Here is a 20,776-nt window from a genome sequence, read left to right on the forward strand (position 1 = left end):
TATAATGTTTTCATTTATTGCTTCTTTATTATAATTCCTAAAATATTGAAAACCTTAAAAAAAGTATATTCAGAAATTTGCTGTGTTGGTGAGGTGGACAAATGTAAAAAGGCGAAAGAAAAAACCTTAGCGGTATCCTCTTTCGCTTTAAATTCAAATAGGTTGATTTTTCATGTAGCGAATTTCCCATTTATCTTTCTATACTAATTTTCTCGTTATCAAAATCAGCTTGTTGATATTCTTCTTCAAATACCATAAACCAATACCCCGTCTGATCCTGAGCACATATAGCTTTTCTTACTTCACTCATACCTTTTGGAGTAAAGCTGCACGCATAAATTCTTTCTGAATTAATCTCAGCATCATAATATCGATAAATCATTAAAGCATTAGACTTTTGAATGGCATTTTTTTGAAGAATCAATTCATTTAGATATTTTATCCTTTCAAAAGACTCTACGAACTGAATTCCTATTACATTATGAGGAATATATTCTTCTTTCGTTTGTGAAAATAACTTTTGAATGGTATCGACATCTTTTTCCCAAACATTTTCTCGTTCTAAATGTAAGGCCAGATATAAAAAGTATTCGTCATCAAATCGAGCATCCCATTTCCACCAAGATAAATCCATTGGTCTAGAACGACCTTTCAAGCAATCGAACTTAGAGTCTTCAATAAAGGCATCAAAGCCTAACAACTCCCCTAAATGAGCAAAATAATCAATTTCTCGTTTTGTGAACATGGATCGATTATGTAAACTTGATAAGTTCATTCTTCGATAGCTCCGTACATAACCGTTAAAGAATGACATTAAATTAAAGTATTGCTTTTCCATGAAGGTCTCTCCTCTTTTTTACTTAAGAAGAGACAGCATCCTAAAGTGAAAGCTGAAAGCTGCCCCTAATCAACAAACATATTCAGATTATTTAACTGTAATGGAATCTAGCGTTACTTTTGTTACGGTCTTTTTAGCTCCAGGATGAACTTTTCCAGACCATTCAACTTTGAGAGTATGTTTTCCTGCTTTTAATCCTTTTTTGTTAAACACTGTAGCTTTATACTGTGGCTTATCAGCGTACAAATCAACCCAATAAGCGGTGCCGTCTAACGTTACTTTTGCTTGCCCTTGGGTATTATCCTTAAGTGTATTTAAAGATACTTCAGTTCCATTAAATACAAACTGCATGCTAGCATTTGCTTCATTTACAGCTTTGTATGATCCTCCTGATGAACTGCTGTTTGACACTTTACTCCAGTTTCCTGTATAAGCCAAATTTGTACTAGTATCTTCGTATACCCCAGCAGTTGCTCCGTACTTCACATCTACTTTATAGCTTCCGCTTCCTTTATAAGCGTATACATCTAAATAATAAGTACCATCAGCTGACGCTACAAACGTTAAAGTTTCACTTGAAGTATTCAACTTTTCTGAGTAAGCTACGATACCATCGCTAGAGTTTACAGTTTTTGCATTTTGATTATACAAATACAAATCAAAATCTGTCCCCGCAGCTCCTGATAACGACACCGTAAACTTTTCGCCTTTTGTTAACTTTATTGAATATACATCATCTTTATCTGTGGAAGCGTTCAAGGTAGAGCTTATGCTATTTCCATTTAAAGACACTCCAGGTATTTCTCCATCTATATCAGCTGATACCGCTAATCCAGCGTTAACTAGACCGCCGCTTGCAACTTTTCCTGTTAAAGATGACAGTTTTGTGGTACTTTTCATCAATGTATCTTTTAGTTGTGCAGAACTGAAAGATGGATTTGCTGCTAAAACCAATGATGCTACACCCGTTACATGCGGAGCAGCCATAGATGTTCCACTGAAATAGCCATAACTATTCTCAGGAAGCGTGCTCAAAATAGAAACACCCGGTGCAGCTATATCTACATTTTTACTCCCATAATTCGAAAAGTAGCCTAAATTACCTTGGTTATCTACCGCTGCTACAGAAACGATATTAGGTAAGTCAAAAGCAGCTGGATAAGCGGCATAATAATCAATGTTGTCACCATCGTTTCCAGCCGCGGCTATGAACGTAGAGTTTGAGTTTTTAATAACATCATATAAAGCCTGAGAGTACTGTCCGCCTCCCCACGAATTATTAGATATTTTAATACCTTTTGATTTTGCATAATTGATTGCAGCAATGGCATCATCTGTGCTACCGCCATCAGGACCCATAAATTTTAAAGGCATGACTTTGACGTTAGGTGCTACACCGATTACACCCACTGAATTTTCCTTAGCCGCGATTGTTCCAGTTACATGAGTACCATGATCATCTTCTGTTTCGTCATAATAAACATCTTCGTTTCCATCATAAAAATTCCAGCCGTTCACATCGTCTACGTAACCATTATGATCATTATCTACTCCGTCACCAGGAATTTCTCCAGTGTTTTTCCAAATATTATCCTTTAAATCCGGGTGATAAATATCTACACCGGTATCAATTACAGCTACCGTAGTACTAGCACTTCCTTTTGTTTTCACCCAAGCGCTTTCAGCGTTTATATCAATACCTTTTTTCCCTGCCATTCCATCTATATACTGACCTGTATTTTTTAATCCCCACATATATTGATAATATGGCTCTGAAACAGCTGCTGGTTTATAAATATAGTTAGGTTCAGCATATTCCACAGCGTTGGAGGCATTTAAGCTTTTTAAGATTTCTTTCATAGTTGATACATTCGTATCAAACTTTAACGTTTGAATTCCCAGTTTCTTATCTAACGTTTTATTTAACTTTAACCCTTTTGCCTCTGTTTTATCTCCTAGACTACTAAGAGACTTATTCGTTTTAAACTTAACAATAATTTCGTCTTTTATGTATCCTCTTTTTGCATCCGCTTCAGTTATCTTTCCTCTTCTAGTTTCCTTTTTAGAGCTACTGCTAAATAAATTTTTTTCTTTTTTCTTCACTTTATTAGCAGGAATTTGGATAGTAGGATTCAACTGTTGCGTAGCCTTTTTCACATTAGAATTAGTACTTGACTCTGCATAACTTGACTCCGTGCCTAGCGTTAATCCAGACACTAATAAACTTACTCCCAATAAAGCACTTAAAGACTTTTTCATATAGGTCCCCCTTATCAATATTCCAAAAATAATACCACAGACCTATAATATCAGAATTTTAAGAAAATATAACTATTTACTTTTAGACATTTTGCGACAAAAGAACTATAAAATTATTTACTTATACTTTTTATTTATAAGGAAAATAAAAAATCGCTATCATTTCATTGATAGCGATCTACGTATTTATCCTCTTATTTTAATGTAAGCACCGCCACATTCTCCACATGCGTCGTATGCGGAAACATATCAACAGGCTGAACTTCAACCGTCTCATATCCGCCTTTTTCTAAAATAGCTAGGTCACGTGCCAGAGTTGCTGGTCCGCATGAAACATAGACAACTTTTTTCGGCTTCATGTCAATGATGGTATTCAATAGAGCTTCGTCGCATCCTTTTCGCGGCGGATCTACGACGATGACGTCCGCTTTGATGCCTTGTTTGTACCAGTTTGGAATGACGACTTCTGCTTCGCCTACTTCAAATTCAGCGTTGTGAATACCGTTTAGCTCAGCGTTGCGCTTTGCATCTTCAATCGCTTCAGGCACGATTTCAACGCCATATACTTTTTTCGCTTTTTGAGCGAGAAATAACGAGATTGTTCCGATTCCACAGTAGGCGTCAATTACCGTTTCTTCTCCTGTTAAATCTGCATACTCAAGCGCTTTGTCATAAAGCACTTTTGTTTGCTCAGGGTTTACTTGGTAGAATGATTTTGCTGAAATGGCAAATTTAACGTCGCCGATATAATCGTAAATATATTCTTCTCCCCAAAGTACGTTCGTTTGGTTCCCTAAAATGACGTTTGTGCGCTTGCTGTTTACGTTTTGAACAATTGATTTCACGTTCGGCACGGCTTCGATAATGTCTTCTATAATACGCTTTTTGTTTGGCAGCTCAGCTGTACGAGTCACAATGACAACCATGATTTCACCCGTTACAAGTCCGTAGCGCGCCATGATATGACGAAGTGAGCCTTTATGTTTTTGTTCTTGATAAGCAGAAACGCCATGCTTTTCACAGATTGATTTGACAGCTTGAACAACATCATCATTTGCCTGCTGCTGAATCAAACAGGCATCCATGTTAATGATGTCGTGGCTTCGCTGCTGATAAAACCCAGCGACCAAACCGCCTTCTCGTTCTGCTACGGGAACTTGAGCTTTGTTTCGATAGCGCCAAGGATCGTTCATTCCTAGCGTCGAATGTACCGGAATGTCAGGTAAATGGCCAATTCGCGCCATGACGTCTTTTACTTGCTTTTGTTTAAATTGCAGCTGTCCTTCATAGCTTACATGCTGCAGCTGACAGCCTCCGCACTGCTTGTATACCGGACAGGGTGCTTCAACACGCTGTTCACTAATTGTATGGTGCTTGATAAGCTTGCCAAACGCATAGCCTTTTTTTACTTTAATGACTTTTACTTGGCCGCTTTCGCCGGGCAGCGCATTTTGAACGAAAATAGGAAATCCGTTCACTTTCGCTACACCCGCTCCGTCATGCGTTAAATCTTCAAACGCAACATCTATATATTCATTTTTTTCTACAGGTGGTTTTAATTTTTCCATTTATCGTTACATCCTTTTAGTCATTTGAAAATGCTGAACTGATTGTACCATAAGAGCCAAAGCCAAACAAAGAAAAGCATGAAAAAAGATCGCAATTAGGCGATCTCATTTTTTTCCATCAATTCAGCTGTTGCTTTTGGAACAAAGATTTCTACATGGCGATATAAGTTTACAAATTCCCCAGGCAATAATCCGCCGTACTCGCCATCTAGATTTAACTGCATTTTATCATTTGTATGAATTTTAACACGGTTCGCTTTTGTATAAATAATATGAGGATCATTGATATGTTCCCCTCGCAGCGCAAGTGTCGCAATTCGAATAAATTCAGCTAAATTTGCTTTCTTTAAAATAATTAAATCAAACATGCCGTCATCTAAAGAGGAATCTGGTGCCAGCTTTTCAAAACCGCCGACTGAGTTCGTTAAGGAAACAAGGAAGAACATAATCTCGCCGCCAAAGAATTTTCCGTCATACTCAATTTCAACAGATGTTGGTTTAATAGAAGGAAGCATTTCCATGCCTTTTAAATAATAAGCTAGCTGTCCAAGCATTGTTTTTAACTTGCTTGGCACTTCATATGTTAATTCAGTTAAACGGCCGCCTCCGGCGATATTTACAAAGTAATGCGTTTCTCCATCATTTGTTACACAGCCCAAGTCAATTGGCTTTGTTACGCCTTCTACAATGACATCAATAGCGCCTTCAATCGTACGCGGCACATTAATGGCACGAGCAAAGTCATTGGTTGTTCCAACAGGAATAATACCTAGCTGCGGACGATAGTCTTGTCCAGCGATACCGTTTACGACTTCATTGATGGTACCGTCTCCACCAGCTGCGATTACAACGTCAAAGCGACGTTCTACTGCTACTTTAGCAGCTTCTGTTGCATCACCAGCACAAGTTGTAGCATGACAAGATGTTTCGTAGCCTGCTTGCTCTAGCTTTTGCAAAACTTCCGGTAAGTTTTTCTTAAAAATTTCACGGCCCGATGTCGGGTTATAAATAATTCTCGCTCTTTTCATATTCATCATCCTAATAATGATAATTTGTCACAAATCTTTGCCTACTTTTATCAGTGAAAGAATGCCCCCTCACATTACATCATCAACAAGAGGGGGCATGAACAAACATATTATAAAGAAATTAACCTTGATATACAATATTCACGTTTCGGTTTTTATTCATACCTTCAGCGCGATCGCCCTTACTCATAATAAATGTGAGATGGATATCCACCTCACATTTAGTTATCAAATTTAGCGTTTATTAATTTCTTCTAAAAGAATTTTATTAACCATCGGTGGGTTCGCTTGGCCTTTTGAAGCTTTCATAATTTGACCAACTAAGAAGCCAATTGCACGGTCCTTACCGTTTTTGAAATCTTCAATAGATTGAGGGTTTGCATCTAATGCATCTGTTACGAATTTGCGTAAAGTTGCATCATCAGAAATTTGTACAAGACCTTTTTCTTTTACAATTTTCTTTGCGTCTCCGCCATTTTCAATTAATTCTTTGAATACTTTTTTCGCAATTTTAGACGAAATTGTACCTTCTTGAATTAATTGAATCATACCAGCTAGGCCTTCAGGTGTTAAGGCTACATCTGAAAGTTCTTTTTGGTTTGAGTTTAAGTAAGCAGAAACTTCACCCATTAACCAGTTAGAAGATAGCTTCGCATCTCCGCCCGCCGCAAGTGTTGCTTCAAAGAAATCAGACATTTCTTTTGTTAGCGTTAATACCATTGCATCATAAGCAGGTAAGCCAAGCTCTTCTACATAGCGCTTTTTACGAGCATCTGGAAGTTCAGGAATCGAAGCACGAACGCGTTCTTTCCACTCTTCGTCGATGTGTAATTCTAATAAGTCAGGCTCTGGGAAGTAGCGGTAATCGTCAGATCCTTCTTTTACACGCATTAGAATTGTTTCGCCTGTAGACTCGTCAAAACGGCGTGTTTCCTGCTCGATTAAGCCACCAGACAATAACACTTTTTCTTGACGGATTTCTTCGTGTTCAAGACCGCGGCGCACATAGTTAAATGAGTTTAAGTTCTTTAACTCAGCTTTTGTACCGAACTCTTCTTGTCCAACTGGACGTAAAGAAATATTGGCATCACAGCGAAGTGAACCTTCTTCCATTTTACAATCAGATACGCCTGTATATTGAATAATTGATTTTAATTTTTCTAAATAAGCATATGCTTCTTCAGGAGAACGCATATCTGCTTCTGATACAATCTCAATTAGAGGTGTACCTTGACGGTTGAAGTCTACTAGTGAATAACCATCGCCTGTATGCGTTAACTTACCAGCATCTTCTTCTAAATGAAGTCGGTTGATACGAATACGCTTCGTTTCACCTTTAACTTCTACTTCAATCCAACCGTTCTCGCCAATTGGTTTATCAAATTGAGAGATTTGATAAGCTTTTGGGTTATCCGGATAGAAATAGTTTTTACGGTCAAACTTTGTATCTGTTGCGATTTCACAGTTTAGCGCAAGCGCTGCTTTCATTGCAAAATCAACTGCTTCTTTGTTTAACACAGGTAATACGCCAGGATAACCTAAGTCAATTACACTTGTGTTGGCATTTGGAGCCGCACCAAATGCGTTTGGACTTGCTGAGAAAATTTTAGATTTTGTCTTAAGCTCAACGTGTACTTCAAGACCAATAATCGTTTCAAAGTTCATCTTTATCTCACCCCTTACAGTGCTGGTTTCGCTTTATGATGCTCAGTTGCTTGTTCGAATGCATGAGCAACACGATAGATTGTGCTTTCGTCGAAATGCTTACCGATAATTTGTAACCCTAATGGCAATCCATTTGATAAGCCGCAAGGCACAGAAATACCAGGTACTCCAGCAAGGTTTACTGGGATTGTTAAAATATCGTTTGCATACATTGTTAATGGATCGTCTGTTTTCTCACCAATTTTGAATGATGGAGTTGGTGTAGTTGGTCCAATGATAACGTCATAGTTTTCAAATACAGACTCAAAGTCTTGTTTAATTAACGTACGTACTTGCTGCGCTTTTTTGTAGTAAGCATCATAATAACCAGAGCTTAACGCAAACGTTCCAAGCATGATACGGCGTTTTACTTCGTTTCCAAAGCCTTCGCTTCGAGACTGCTTGTACATTTCAATTAAGTTCTCAGCATTATCTGTACGGTATCCGTAGCGAACGCCGTCAAAACGAGATAAGTTAGCAGACGCTTCAGAAGAAGATAATAGATAATACGTAGCTAATGCGTATTTAGAGTGTGGAAGCGATACTTCTTCCCAAGTTGCGCCCAGTCCTTCTAACACTTTTAGTGCATCTAAAACAGACTGGCGAGCTTCTTCGCCCACACCTTCGCCTAAGTATTCTTTTGGAACAGCAATTTTAAGACCTTTTACGTCACCTGTTAAAGCAGATACATAATCCGGTACATCAACATTAGCAGAAGTAGAATCCATTGGGTCTACGCCTGAAATTGCTTGAAGTAAGTATGCATTATCTTCAACAGAATTTGTGATTGGTCCGATTTGATCTAAAGAAGATGCAAATGCCACTAATCCGTAACGAGATACGCGACCATATGTTGGTTTTAATCCGACAACACCGCAATAAGCAGCTGGCTGGCGAATTGAACCACCAGTATCAGAACCTAAAGAAAACGGAACTTCCCCTGCTGCTACAGCTGCAGCTGAACCACCGCTAGATCCACCCGGTACGTAATCTAAATTCCATGGGTTGCGCGTTAACTGAAGACCTGAGTTTTCAGTTGAAGAACCCATTGCGAATTCATCCATATTTAATTTACCGATTGTCACCGCTTCAGCTGCCTGCAATTTTTGAACAACTGTTGCATCATAAATCGGATCAAAGTTTGCTAGAATTTTACTAGAGCAAGTTGTACGTAAATCTTTTGTGACAATATTATCTTTTACACCGATTGGCATACCAAATAATAAGCCAAATTCATCTTTTGTTTGTAATGCTTCATCTAGCTCTTTTGCATAAGCACGAGCATTGTCTTCATTAAGTGCTAAAAACGCACCTACTTTATCATCTACTTCATTAATACGTTTGTATGATTCGTCTACTAAATCTTGTACACGTACTTCTTTCTTGTGTAAAAGGCTATGTAGTTCTGAAAGTTTACGATCGAATAAAGACATCGTAAAGCCTCCTTCCTTATTCTAAAATAGTTGGTACTCGAATGTAGCCATCCTTGTGGTCTGGCGCGTTTTTTACTACGTCTTCAATTGGTAAGCCTTTAGCTGGCTTATCTTCACGCATTACGTTTTTCATATCCAATACGTGAGAAGTTGGTTTTACATTTGTAGTATCTAACTCATCTAATTGTTCTGCATATGTAATAATAGCATCTAATTGTTTTGTAAATAGTTCTGCTTCGTCATCCGTCACCGCAAGTCTCGCTAAGTTTGCAACGTGTTTTACTTGATCAACAGAAATTCTTGACATGTTCCTTCACCTCCGAATATTCGTCCCACTACAATATACTGATAATACCAAACTTCACTAGCAACAGGCAACATTTCTGAGACTAGTTCCTAAAATATTAAAAACCCCGCCAGACAAGACAGGGCTTACATTTATCACTTCTATTTTATACCAAATCTATTTCATTCAAACAACATTCCATACTTTTCCTTCGTCATAAAATATTTCTCTCTTGCATAGGTATAAAATAACCTTCTTTTTAGAAAAGATAGATAGAAAGAGAAACATGCTTTAGATGAACACACCACCATGTTTTAATTTCACTAGTCTTTGGGAAAGTAAAGAAAACGAATAACTACTTTACCGTAAAAGAGGTGCTATAAAAATTGAATAAAATACTTATACAGTCAGTCATTCACCAGCGCCCTGTGTATCAGCAAAGCGGAAGATGGTTTGTATTAGATGAAGAATTCAAGTGGGATTTGTCCACCTTGCAAAAAGATGTTTTTGCTTGTTTAAATAAAGCCTTTCATATTCCTATCATTTTTTGTGATTCATGCGAAGCCAATAAAATTGTTTCTGATCTTGGAGAAGAAGAAGCAGAATACCTGCAGTTTGCATCAGGCGTTTACTGGCGAGAAGTGGGCATTATATTTATTTTTAAATTTGATGACTATCTTCCGCTCATTGAAACGATCTTTCACGAGCTGCGCCACTATATTCAAGATCACATCCCTTATTATCAGAAAGAGTTTGAGTTGGATAAAAAGCGCCCGTATGAAGAGCGGACAACCGAACAAGATGCATTTGCATTTGCTGCTTATTATCTTGCTAAGTTTACGAGACAAAATTCTCACGCCATTCCTTCATAGGAGGCAATTTCATAGAATTAGAAAAAGACACTGCTTGAGCAGTGTCTTTTTTGCTTACTCTTCGTAAATATGAACGAACGGCTTGTCTTCATCTGCTTTTCTAACAATGAGAGCTTCCGGTCCGCTTACTGAGTTAATAGAGATACTCGTTTCCATATATGAAGGGAAATGATCAAGCATTAAACCAGCAACGTACTGAGTAAATCCTACAATTTCACCTTTTCCGTAAAATTGTACGGGAATATCAATCGTCATTTTTTGAAGCTGTCCATCTTTGTAATACCCTTTCCCTACTACGCTTGTAAAGTTCGGGAAGTAGTCTTCGATTTGCGCTTTAAACTCGTCAAATTTCATCGCATCGTCTCTATGATCTTTTGTTGCATCTGATGATGGGAATAAATAATATTGCTCGTCTAAATTATCCCAGCTGCCAACAGCCGTATCATTTGAACCTGCATTTCCGACAGCTATAAAGTTACCCGGTGTTAAAGAGGACTTAGCACTTTGTTTGAATAATGCTACTCGAACTGGCACATTTTCTAAGCCTTTGATGTTGCGCATACGCTTAACAATTTCATCTGCCATTTGCTTTCCTTGCGCTTCAATCTCTTTATTTGTAAGCTTCACTTCACGTGCATAACCATTTTCTTCTGTATAATAATGAACAGAATTCATCGCTAGGCCAATTGTGACGCCTCCGAGTTTTACCTTGTCGTCTCCATCTTGGATAAGATAATCTTGCTCAGTAATGTTCGCTAAGTACATTGGACTTGTTTCGTTGCGAGTTTTCAAATCGCCTTTTTCTGTATCAATTGGGTTTAACCCATTGTTTTTAAGCTTCTTTTTCGCCGTCTCATCTTTTGTTTTGCTTTGAAGATCTTTAAACTGTTTATCACTCAGCTTACGGCTTAACCATGAGCGAATAGTATCTTTATCAAGGTACTGGCCTTCTTGATACACATATTTTTTCGGAGAATAGCTATCTGTCGATAAGCGCATTAAGCCTGTTTCAAATTCTTGCGCATCCAAGCGATTGTTTAAGTTTGCTGCTACTAAGCCTCTTGCCACTCCCGCTTTAAATGGAAGAATTGTTCGGTAATAATCATCTGAAATACTATACTTCGGAATAACTGCTTTTTCTTTCTTGTTGTTGGTTTGTTGAACAGTCTCTTTATCGTCCGAAAGGTTCGGTGCACACGCTGAAGTTACAAGCATGACCGCAAGAGAAAGTAACAATATCTTTTTCAACTACACACACCTCTTATTTATTTAATTCCGTAAGTAGCCTTGCCTCATCCCATACTTCAATTTCAAGCTCGTTAGCTTTTGTCAGTTTGGAACCAGCCTCTTCCCCTGCCACAACAAGGTCTGTCTTTTTACTTACGCTTCCTGTGACTTTACCGCCAAGTGCTTCAATTTGTGCTTTTGCCTCATTGCGAGATAGCTGTTCAAGCTTACCTGTTAATACAACGGTTTTACCAGCAAAAACAGAATCTACATTTTCTACACTTACAAGCTTGGGTCCTTTGTATGTAAGGTTTACTCCATACTCTTTTAATTCATGTATAAGTTCTTGAACCTCTTCTTGTGTAAAGTAAGCGACAATAGCATCAGCCATTTTGGCACCAATTTCATTAATTGCCACTAATTCATCATACGTTGCTTTTGTTAACTTGTCTATGGTTTCAAAGTGCTGAGCTAACGTCTTTGCAGCTTTTGCTCCGACATGGCGAATGCCCAAACCAAAAAGCAAACGCTCAAGCGAATTTTCTTTAGAGGCTTCGATGGCCGAAATCAAATTATCAGCAGATTTCTCACCCATGCGCTCAAGCTCGATTAACTGCTGTTTTGTCAGCGTATAAATATCCGCTACATCTTTAATTAACTGTTCACGAAATAATTGTGATATAACTTTTTCACCAAGTCCATCAATGTTCATCGCATTGCGGGACACGAAATGAATAAGTCCTTCACGAATTTGAGCAGGACAGCTTGGGTTAATGCAGCGAAGCGCCACTTCTCCTTCTAAACGCACCAGTTCACTTTCACATTCCGGGCAGTGAGTAGGCATCGTAAACTCTTGCTCTTCTCCCGTTCGCTTCTCTTCAATCACATTCACTACTTCAGGAATAATATCTCCTGCTTTTTTCACCACGACATAATCTCCGATGCGAATGTCTTTTTCACGAATCAAATCTTCATTGTGAAGAGACGCACGCTGTACCGTCGTACCTGCTACTTGAACCGGCTCCAAAATAGCTGTTGGCGTAATGACACCTGTCCGGCCTACCGTCAGCTCAATATTTACAAGCTTGGTTACAACTTCTTCAGCAGGAAACTTATAAGCAATAGCCCAGCGTGGACTCTTGGCCGTTGTTCCAAGCTCAGCCTGCTGATCAAATGAATCTACTTTTACAACAATGCCATCAATATCATAAGATAGTTCTGGACGTTTCGTTTGCCAGCTTTCGATATAAGCAATCACATCATCAATGGTTTCACACGTCTGTCTTTCTTTATTTGTTTTAAAGCCAAGATCATCGAGTAAATTCAAACTTTCACTGTGAGAGTCAATTTCTAATTCTCCTGTATCAGTCATGGCATAGACAAAGATATCTAAATTACGTTTTGCCGCAATTTTAGGATCTAGCTGACGCAGTGAGCCAGCAGCTGCGTTACGGGGGTTAGCAAACGGAACTTCATCCCTTTCCATTTTTGCTTCATTAAGTGCTTCGAATGATTTTCTCGGCATAAATGCTTCTCCGCGAACTTCCATTGATAACGGTTCTTTAATTCGCAGTGGAATAGAGCGAATTGTTTTTAAGTTTTCAGTAATATTTTCACCAGTCGTACCGTCTCCGCGCGTAGCCCCCAGCACTAAGTATCCATCTTCATAGCGAAGAGATACAGCAAGCCCGTCAATTTTAAGTTCGCATACATAAGAAAACTCATCTCCGACAGTTTGGCGCACTCGGCGGTCAAAATCCCGAAGGTCTTCTTCATTAAATGCATTTCCTAAACTCAGCATAGACGTTTGATGCTGAACCTTCTCAAACGCATCGAGCACTTGGCCGCCGATGCGCTGAGTAGGTGAGTCAGCTGTTTTTAATTCTGGAAATGATTCTTCTATCTCAATTAACTCATTCATTAATTTATCGTATTCTGCATCTGGAACAGATGGCTGATCTAACACATAATATTCATATCCATATTGATTTAATAAGTCGCGTAATTCTTGAACGCGTGATTTTGCTGTCTCAAACTCCATATTCTAGCTCCTTTTCACGATTACACTTTCGTAACCGGGGCAAATTTAGCAAGCAGTCTTTTTACACCTGTAGGACTAGGAAAAGCAATGTCTAATTCTTTTGAGTCTCCTTCTCCTTTTACACTTACAACTGTACCAATTCCCCATTTTTTGTGTTCGGCCTTATCTCCAACGCTCCATCCAATCGACTCACTGCCCGTTGATACAAGCTTCGTTTTTGCCACGGCCGCTTGTCGGCGTGCTGCAAACGGCGAAGCTGAAGACCCTGAACGACCAGCAGCAGGCTTGCGCATCGTTTCATTTAAAGATTCCACAAGCTCGCTTGGGATTTCTCCAATGAAGCGCGATTTTGGATTGACGTTTGTTTTACCAAATAGTGTACGCATTTGAGCATTTAATAAATACAATTCTTGTTCAGCACGTGTAATCCCTACGTAGGCTAAGCGTCGTTCTTCTTCCATTTCATTATCTTCGAATAATGATCGGCTATGAGGGAATACGCCTTCTTCCATACCCATTAGGAAAACAACCGGGAACTCTAGACCTTTTGCTGAGTGAAGCGTCATCAGAATCACTTGTTCGTTCTCTTCTTCTTCCTCATCATCAAGCTTATCGATATCAGCAACAAGCGCTAAATCGGTTAAAAATGCTACTAAGCTCTTATCTTCGCTTGCTTCTTCAAACGTTTTTGTAACAGATAAAAACTCATCAATATTCTCTAAGCGACTTTGTGCTTCAATTGTTTTTTCTACTTTAAGCGCTTCACGGTATCCTGTTCTTTCTAATACTTGTTCCACAAGCTCTGTTACAGACATATAGTCTTGCATTTGAGCTAAGTTTGAAATCATTGATTGGAAATCACGCAGTGCCTTTGTTGCTTTGCCCGTTAACCCCATCAATTCTACTTCATCAAGCGCTTTGAAAATAGAAATGTCATGAACGTTTCCGTAATTGGCTACTTTATCGACTGAAGTAGCTCCAACTCCGCGCTTTGGAACGTTCACAATACGAGCTAAGCTAATGTCATCATCTTGGTTGGCAATTAAGCGCAAGTACGCAAGCAAATCTTTAATCTCTTTGCGGTCGTAGAACTTAATGCCGCCGACAATTGTATAATTAATATTGGATTTTAGCAGTACTTCCTCCATTACACGGGACTGTGCATTTGTACGATACAAAATGGCAAAATCGCTATATTTACGTTTGCCGCTGTCTACTGCTTCTTTAATTTTACGTGCTACAAACTGTGCCTCATCGTGCTCACTCATTGCTTGATAATGATAAATCTTCTGGCCTTCATCGTTTTCCGTCCATAAGTTTTTCACTTTACGGTTCATGTTATTTGCAATGACCCCGTTTGCCGCAGCTAAAATCGTTTTTGTTGAACGATAATTTTGTTCAAGCAAAATGGTTTTAGCTTTTGGGTAATCTTTTTCAAATGACAAGATATTTGTAATATCAGCCCCGCGCCAGCGGTAAATAGACTGATCTGAATCCCCTACTACGCATACATTTTCAAATCGTGCAGCTAGCAAGCGAACCAGCATATATTGTGCATGGTTTGTATCTTGATACTCGTCCACATGAATATATTGAAACTTGCGCTGATAGTACGTTAACACTTCAGGAACTCGTTTAAATAACTGAATCGTTGTCATAATCAAATCATCAAAATCGAGCGCTTGGTTTTTCTTTAAACGCTTTTCATACTCTTTGTAGACTTTACTTACAACTTCTTCATATGGTCCTGCTGCTGTTTTATCAAATTCTTCCGCTACTTTCAGTTCATTTTTAGCTGAACTAATGCTTCCTAATAGCGAGCGCGGATCGAATTTTTTTGGGTCGATGTTTTGATCTTTTAAAATGTTTTTAATAACGGACAGCTGATCCGTTGAATCTAAAATTGTAAAGTTACGATTAAAGCCAATACGATCAATATCTCTTCGTAAAATACGCACGCACATCGAGTGGAACGTTGAAATCCAGATATCTTCTGCCACTCCGCCAACGATACTTGCCACACGCTCTCTCATTTCACGAGCCGCTTTATTTGTAAAAGTAATGGCTAAAATATTCCAAGGTGCAACTTCTTTTTCTGCCATTAAAAACGCGATTCGGTGCGTTAATACACGTGTTTTTCCACTTCCTGCACCGGCCATAAGTAATAACGGTCCGTCTGTTGTTTTAACTGCCTCTTGCTGCTGAGGGTTTAATCCTGTTAATAATTTTTCACTTAAAAAATTCACGTTTTCACCGCCTATATCGAACATATATTCTCTATTCTACTTTATTTATTTTTCACTGTGCAATATTCTTTTTTACCGCTTTTACAGTTTTTAACGCTTCAGATAAATCTGTATAAATAACATTTCCTACAATCACCGTATCGGCTAGCTCTCCCATCTCGCTCGCTTGATCTTTTGTTACAATACCTCCGCCGTAAAATAACTTCGTCTCATTTAGCGAATTTTTCACTTCTGCGACTAATGCAGGATCTCCATATGCTCCGCTGTATTCTAGATAGAAAACGGGCAAATGAAACATGCGTTCAGCCATGCGAGCATACGCTACAACGTCTTCTGCATCCAAATCAGTTTTCGCTTCCGTTAAGCCAGCCACTTTTGCTTCTGGGTTAAGAACGCAATATCCTTCTACAAAAATTTCATCCCAGTCCATAATCTCTCCGTATTCCTTCATCGCCGCATGATGTAAGTCAACAATCCACTTTGGATCTTTGCTGTTTAAAACAGTCGGAATGAAATAAGAATCAAAACCAGGTGTTACAGAGTCAATGGTTGATACTTCAAGCGCACACGGCACCGTGTAGCGGCGAATACGCATTAACAACTGCAGTACATTGTCTAGAGTCACTCCGTCAGATCCTCCGACAAGAACGGCGTCCGTGCCGGATTCGCAAATTTTCTCTAAATCTGCATCTGAAATCTCTTTATTAGGATCTAATTTAAAGACATGTCTCCACTCTTTAATATCATACATATAGGTTCCTCCATTTCTTTACACTTAAAAGTTCGCGCTCGTCCATTTGTTCATTATAACAAAACTAAGAGGGTGAAATGAAAGGAAAACCGAACTTTTCATCACGTTTTTTGTTTTCAAAAAATATGTATAAAAGATATGGTTTTATCCTCAAATTTCGGAAGAAAACATCACAAAAAAAAGCCCATTTTGCACAAGGTTATTGTTTCTCTGCATAGGATATGCTAATATATAGCTACTAAAATTCATATGATATACGCTGAAGGATCAATAGTACTTAAATCCTCTTCACAAAGCGAACTAGGGACGGTGGGAGCCTAGAGAATGGTTTAAGGAAAAGGCAATCTGGAGTATATACAGACGAAGGTGGATACATTTTGTATCAACCAGGGTGGAACCGCGGGAAAAACTCTCGTCCCTGGGCATATTGTTGATATGCCCAGGGACGAGAGTTTTTTTGTACCCGCTCTTTTTGTTTCGCTTGAATCACTACCATTTACAGGAGGAATTAGAATGTCAAAAACAATGGATCAAATCGTATCTCACGCTAAACACCGCGGCTTTGTATTTCAAGGATCTGAAATTTACGGCGGTCTTGCAAATACATGGGATTACGGCCCGCTTGGCGTAGAATTAAAAAACAATATTAAAAAAGCATGGTGGAAAAAATTCATTCAAGAATCTCCATACAACGTTGGTTTAGACGCTGCGATTTTAATGAATCCAAAAACATGGGAAGCTTCTGGTCACTTAGGAAACTTTAATGACCCAATGATCGACTGTAAGGATTGTAAAGCTCGTCATCGTGCCGATAAATTAATTGAAGAAAAACTTCAAGAAAAAGGCATTGAAATGATCGTAGACGGCCTTTCATTTGATGCAATGGCTGACTTAATTAAAGAACATGAAATTACATGTCCTGAGTGTGGTTCAGCTAACTTCACTGAAATTCGTCAATTTAACTTAATGTTCAAAACTCACCAAGGTGTAACTGAAACATCAACAAACGAAATTTACCTTCGTCCTGAAACAGCTCAAGGTATTTTCGTAAACTTTAAAAACGTTCAGCGTTCAATGCGTAAAAAGCTTCCGTTCGGTATCGGCCAAGTGGGTAAAAGCTTCCGTAACGAAATTACACCTGGTAACTTCACATTTCGTACGCGTGAATTTGAACAAATGGAACTTGAATTCTTCTGTAAACCAGGCACTGAATTAGAGTGGTTTAACTACTGGAAAGAAACATGTAACAACTGGCTTCTTTCTCTTGGTATGAAAGAAGAAAACGTTCGTCTTCGCGACCATGATGATGATGAACTTTCTCACTACAGCAATGCAACAACGGACTTTGAATACAAGTTCCCATTCGGCTGGGGCGAACTATGGGGCGTAGCTTCTCGTACAGACTATGACTTAAAGCAGCACATGGAACACTCTGGAGAAGACTTCCAATATGTTGATCAAGAAACAAACGAACGCTATGTACCTTACTGCATCGAGCCTTCTTTAGGCGCTGACCGTGTAACATTAGCTTATATGATTGATGCATATGAAGAAGAAACGTTAGAAGATGGCTCTTCTCGTACAGTTATGCAGCTTCACCCTGCTTTAGCACCATTTAAAGCTGCTGTATTGCCACTTTCTAAAAAGCTTTCTAACGAAGCTCGCGCTGTCTTTGAAGATTTAGCAAAATACTTTATGATTGACTATGATGATGCTGGTTCAATCGGTAAACGTTACCGTCGCCATGATGAAATCGGTACGCCGTTCTGTATTACATTCGATTTCGATTCATTAGAGGACAATCAAGTAACAATCCGTAACCGCGACACAATGGAACAAAAACGTGTAGCAATTAGCGACCTTAAAAATATCATTGAAGAAGCAACTCAATTTTAATTAAAAAATAAGCGTATGGCTGCTTCAGCCATACGCTTTACTTTTGATTTGAATCTTCTTGAAGGCGTTCTAACACCATTTGATACGCATCGCTTCCATAATTCAAGCAGCGTTTAACACGGGAAATAGTCGCTGTGCTTGCTCCAGTTTCCGTCTCAATTTTATGGTACGTGTTGCCTTCTCTCAGCATTCTTGCCACTTCTAAGCGCTGTGCTAATGATTGAATTTCATTAACTGTACACAGGTCATCAAAAAATTGATAGCATTCTTCAATGTTTTCTAATGATAAAATCGCTTGAAATAGCTGATCTAATTCTTTTCCTCGTAGTTTGTTGATTTGCATCGTATCGAACTCCTTTATCATTGGCTTTCTTTACTGGTTGTTTCTATCTATAAAATACAGTTTCTATATTTGTTTGCACATACATTCATTCTGTATGAAGACAGCCAATTTCATACAAATTTCAAATTCCTTTGATACTTTTATATTTTAACGCATTATAGACGGAAAAAGTACTTTTTTATTCATAACATCATAAATTCCTACTGGCGTGATACGAATATAAGGCAAATGTGTAGACGAAAAGAACAGCAGTGAATAGACAGGATCATCGTGTTTGTATCCTCGCTCACCCAGCACTTTCTTGAGTTCCACCTCTCGTTTACTTAACTCCTCCATCGGCAGATTCGACATGACTCCTTTTAACGGAAGATCCAGTTCGTATACTACTTTCTCATCTTCGGTAATGACAATACCGCCTCCAATTTCTTTCATACGTTTAAATGCACACATCATATCTTTTTTCGATTTTCCAATTAAAATAAAATCACCTGTATTTGAAAATGAACTCGCCAGTCCCGATACATTTGTCGCAAATCCTTTTAACAGCGTATTGATCCGCCACTTGCCTTCTCGGTCCACCAACACTAAAAAACTTTCATCATGATCAGAGGCTAATACATCTCCGCTCACATTCAAGTGAATTGAATACGGCTCCATAATAACAGCATTTTTCATTTTTACGCCTACTGGCATTGAAAATTGAAAATCGTCCATCGTTAAATCAAAGTCCAACTTTAACGGTGAAAAACCAAACTTTTCCCAAGGAAATTCTGCTGAGGCTAATGCTTGTTCTTTGCCTTCTTTTTTCATCCACTTTCCTTTTGCTAGCACAGAGACCGGAGTAGGCCGCATAGGATCTTCTAAAATATTAATATTAGCCACACAGCCTGTTGCTACATGCCCGTGCAAATGTTCCATGTTATAATAGCGAGCAATATTTACAGACACCATATTATAAGCATCTAACAAGGGAACCCCTTCTGAAATAGCTAATGTAATTAACATATCTGACACGCCATTTTGGTAAAAAGAAGGCGGAGAACCGTCTGTATTCATCGTAATATGGTCAAAATAATCTACCTGAAGCTCTTTTAACTCCTGAAGCAATTTTGGCAAATCCGGCCGAATTGAAGAGTGACGCAAAGCAACGTCATAGCCTTGTGTTAACCGAGCAACAACATCTTCCCCCGTCATAGACTCATGATCGCTGTCTGCCCCGAGCAATTTCATTTTTGCCAAGGTAAATGCTGACGCCCCCGGGAAATGTCCTTCAATGTGCTTTCTCATCCGTTTTGTCTCTTGAACCCAGTGAAGCATTAAATCATCTCCGTCTAAAAGCTTCGGCCAACTTGTCAGTTCGCCTCCTTGTAAGACAGCTTCATTTTGTAGCCAAGAAGTAATGTTCGTATGTGAGAAGATGTCAGCCTCTTCATCAATTTCCGTCTGGGAATCAAATCTGCACCACCAGTACAGCGATTGTGGTAACGTTTTCATTTCTTCAATCAATGAAAATGCCGTTTTTTGTTCAAGCTGTAAAGCGAGAATTAAATTATCATTAAATAAAGTCGTTGTTCCGTGCTTGGCTGCATATTGGGAAAAAGTCTGGGGATTATATAACTGAAACGGGTGAACATGCGGCTCAATATACCCAGGAACCACATATTTATCGCTGCAGTCTATAATCTCTGTAGAAGCGTCTGTGTGCTTAGGCATCTCTGAGCCAACGTATACAATACGATCTTGGTAAACCCAAATATGTGCTTTTTTCCACTGCTTCATTCGAGCGTTCAAATATGTTGCATCTTTTAAGACAATAGTTGGTGCTTTTTGACCGTTTAATACTAAGAGCTGCTGTCTAATATGTTTGCTTTTCCAGCGGTATCTTTGTTCCGGCATGCTAAATTCCCCCTAATTTACTATGTATTTTTATCGTAACACATCCGTGATGTAAACGCATTCAGAAACTGTTATTAATTTTATGAATAAAGGTGATAAAACATGAAACCAAATATCGGTATTGTTAACGCATTAATTCGACTTACACTGGGCTTTACCCTTCTTTCTTGGACAACATCTCGTTTATCTCGCAGACCGTACAAAGATTCATACATCTTCTTAGGGTTAATGGGAGCTTTAAAAGTTGCAGAAGGCATCACGCGTTTTTGCCCTCTTACGTACGCATATGATTCATGTCAAAAACATGATGAACATGAACACCATCCAAATGGAAATGAAGAAACGTATAATCCTTCATAAGGTAAAAAGGAGAGCCTAAGCTCTCCTT

At 38.7% G+C, this 20,776-nt stretch carries 16 protein-coding genes; 3 read left to right on the forward strand and 13 right to left on the reverse strand.

All coding sequences use genetic code 11. The annotated features are described in order from the left end of the window. Positions 1-190 precede the first annotated feature (190 nt). From MMB68_RS22785 to gatC, 7 genes are all read right to left on the reverse strand, one after another. Positions 191-838: a hypothetical protein gene (locus MMB68_RS22785; RefSeq protein WP_221813526.1), complete on the reverse strand. Its 648-nt coding sequence runs from the start codon at positions 836-838 to the stop codon at positions 191-193. 87 nt (positions 839-925) lie between these two features. Continuing rightward, the gene (locus MMB68_RS22790) at positions 926-3,097 is read right to left on the reverse strand and encodes a S8 family serine peptidase (RefSeq protein ID WP_221785695.1); all 2,172 of its coding nucleotides are present in this window, start codon (positions 3,095-3,097) and stop codon (positions 926-928) included. Positions 3,098-3,291: 194 nt separating this feature from the next. Then, the gene (rlmD, locus tag MMB68_RS22795) at positions 3,292-4,665 is read right to left on the reverse strand and encodes a 23S rRNA (uracil(1939)-C(5))-methyltransferase RlmD (RefSeq protein WP_264408776.1); all 1,374 of its coding nucleotides are present in this window, start codon (positions 4,663-4,665) and stop codon (positions 3,292-3,294) included. A gap of 95 nt (positions 4,666-4,760) precedes the next feature. Beyond that, positions 4,761-5,693, reverse strand: a complete 933-nt coding sequence (locus MMB68_RS22800) for a diacylglycerol kinase (RefSeq protein WP_016762783.1) — start codon at positions 5,691-5,693, stop codon at positions 4,761-4,763. Positions 5,694-5,927: 234 nt separating this feature from the next. Next, a complete protein-coding gene (gene gatB / locus MMB68_RS22805; RefSeq protein ID WP_013055057.1) occupies positions 5,928-7,358 on the reverse strand; it encodes an Asp-tRNA(Asn)/Glu-tRNA(Gln) amidotransferase subunit GatB in 1,431 nt (476 codons plus the stop codon). A gap of 14 nt (positions 7,359-7,372) precedes the next feature. Then, positions 7,373-8,830, reverse strand: coding sequence for an Asp-tRNA(Asn)/Glu-tRNA(Gln) amidotransferase subunit GatA (gene gatA / locus MMB68_RS22810; protein WP_013055056.1), 1,458 nt, complete (start codon positions 8,828-8,830; stop codon positions 7,373-7,375). A gap of 16 nt (positions 8,831-8,846) precedes the next feature. Continuing rightward, positions 8,847-9,137 carry an Asp-tRNA(Asn)/Glu-tRNA(Gln) amidotransferase subunit GatC gene (gene gatC / locus MMB68_RS22815; protein ID WP_013055055.1) on the reverse strand — a complete coding sequence of 97 codons (291 nt, stop codon included), beginning with the start codon at positions 9,135-9,137 and terminating at the stop codon, positions 8,847-8,849. 365 nt (positions 9,138-9,502) lie between these two features. Here gatC and MMB68_RS22820 point away from each other — a divergent pair, with 365 nt between their 5' ends. Continuing rightward, the gene (locus MMB68_RS22820) at positions 9,503-9,988 is read left to right on the forward strand and encodes a DUF3920 family protein (protein WP_221813530.1); all 486 of its coding nucleotides are present in this window, start codon (positions 9,503-9,505) and stop codon (positions 9,986-9,988) included. Positions 9,989-10,042: 54 nt separating this feature from the next. Here MMB68_RS22820 and MMB68_RS22825 read toward each other — a convergent pair whose 3' ends face one another. From MMB68_RS22825 to pcrB, 4 genes are read right to left on the reverse strand one after another with little or no spacing between them, the layout of a single operon-like run. Beyond that, positions 10,043-11,236 carry a CamS family sex pheromone protein gene (locus MMB68_RS22825; protein WP_221813532.1) on the reverse strand — a complete coding sequence of 398 codons (1,194 nt, stop codon included), beginning with the start codon at positions 11,234-11,236 and terminating at the stop codon, positions 10,043-10,045. Positions 11,237-11,249: 13 nt separating this feature from the next. After that, positions 11,250-13,256 (reverse strand): NAD-dependent DNA ligase LigA, encoded by a 2,007-nt coding sequence (gene ligA / locus MMB68_RS22830; protein ID WP_221813533.1) that lies wholly within the window; start codon positions 13,254-13,256, stop codon positions 11,250-11,252. A 20-nt stretch (positions 13,257-13,276) separates the two neighbouring features. Further along, positions 13,277-15,502 (reverse strand): DNA helicase PcrA, encoded by a 2,226-nt coding sequence (pcrA, locus tag MMB68_RS22835; RefSeq protein WP_042992602.1) that lies wholly within the window; start codon positions 15,500-15,502, stop codon positions 13,277-13,279. Between the two features lie 52 nt (positions 15,503-15,554). Then, positions 15,555-16,253 carry a heptaprenylglyceryl phosphate synthase gene (gene pcrB / locus MMB68_RS22840; RefSeq protein ID WP_221813535.1) on the reverse strand — a complete coding sequence of 233 codons (699 nt, stop codon included), beginning with the start codon at positions 16,251-16,253 and terminating at the stop codon, positions 15,555-15,557. Between the two features lie 513 nt (positions 16,254-16,766). Between pcrB and MMB68_RS22845 the strand changes: the two genes are divergently transcribed. Next, on the forward strand, positions 16,767-18,149 hold the full coding sequence (locus MMB68_RS22845) for a glycine--tRNA ligase (protein WP_193426970.1): 1,383 nt from the start codon (positions 16,767-16,769) through the stop codon (positions 18,147-18,149). A gap of 37 nt (positions 18,150-18,186) precedes the next feature. Here the strand turns inward: MMB68_RS22845 and MMB68_RS22850 are convergent, their stop codons facing one another. Beyond that, positions 18,187-18,492 carry a YerC/YecD family TrpR-related protein gene (locus tag MMB68_RS22850; protein ID WP_013055048.1) on the reverse strand — a complete coding sequence of 102 codons (306 nt, stop codon included), beginning with the start codon at positions 18,490-18,492 and terminating at the stop codon, positions 18,187-18,189. Positions 18,493-18,639: 147 nt separating this feature from the next. Beyond that, the gene (locus MMB68_RS22855; RefSeq protein WP_221785702.1) at positions 18,640-20,388 is read right to left on the reverse strand and encodes an adenine deaminase C-terminal domain-containing protein; all 1,749 of its coding nucleotides are present in this window, start codon (positions 20,386-20,388) and stop codon (positions 18,640-18,642) included. 102 nt (positions 20,389-20,490) lie between these two features. On the opposite strand from MMB68_RS22855, the gene MMB68_RS22860 reads away from it, so the two are divergent. Next, positions 20,491-20,748 (forward strand): YgaP family membrane protein, encoded by a 258-nt coding sequence (locus tag MMB68_RS22860; RefSeq protein ID WP_016762773.1) that lies wholly within the window; start codon positions 20,491-20,493, stop codon positions 20,746-20,748. Positions 20,749-20,776: the final 28 nt, after the last annotated feature.

It is taken from the genome of Priestia sp. Y58, assembly GCF_029522095.1.
Lineage (GTDB): Bacteria > Bacillota > Bacilli > Bacillales > Bacillaceae_H > Priestia > Priestia megaterium_E.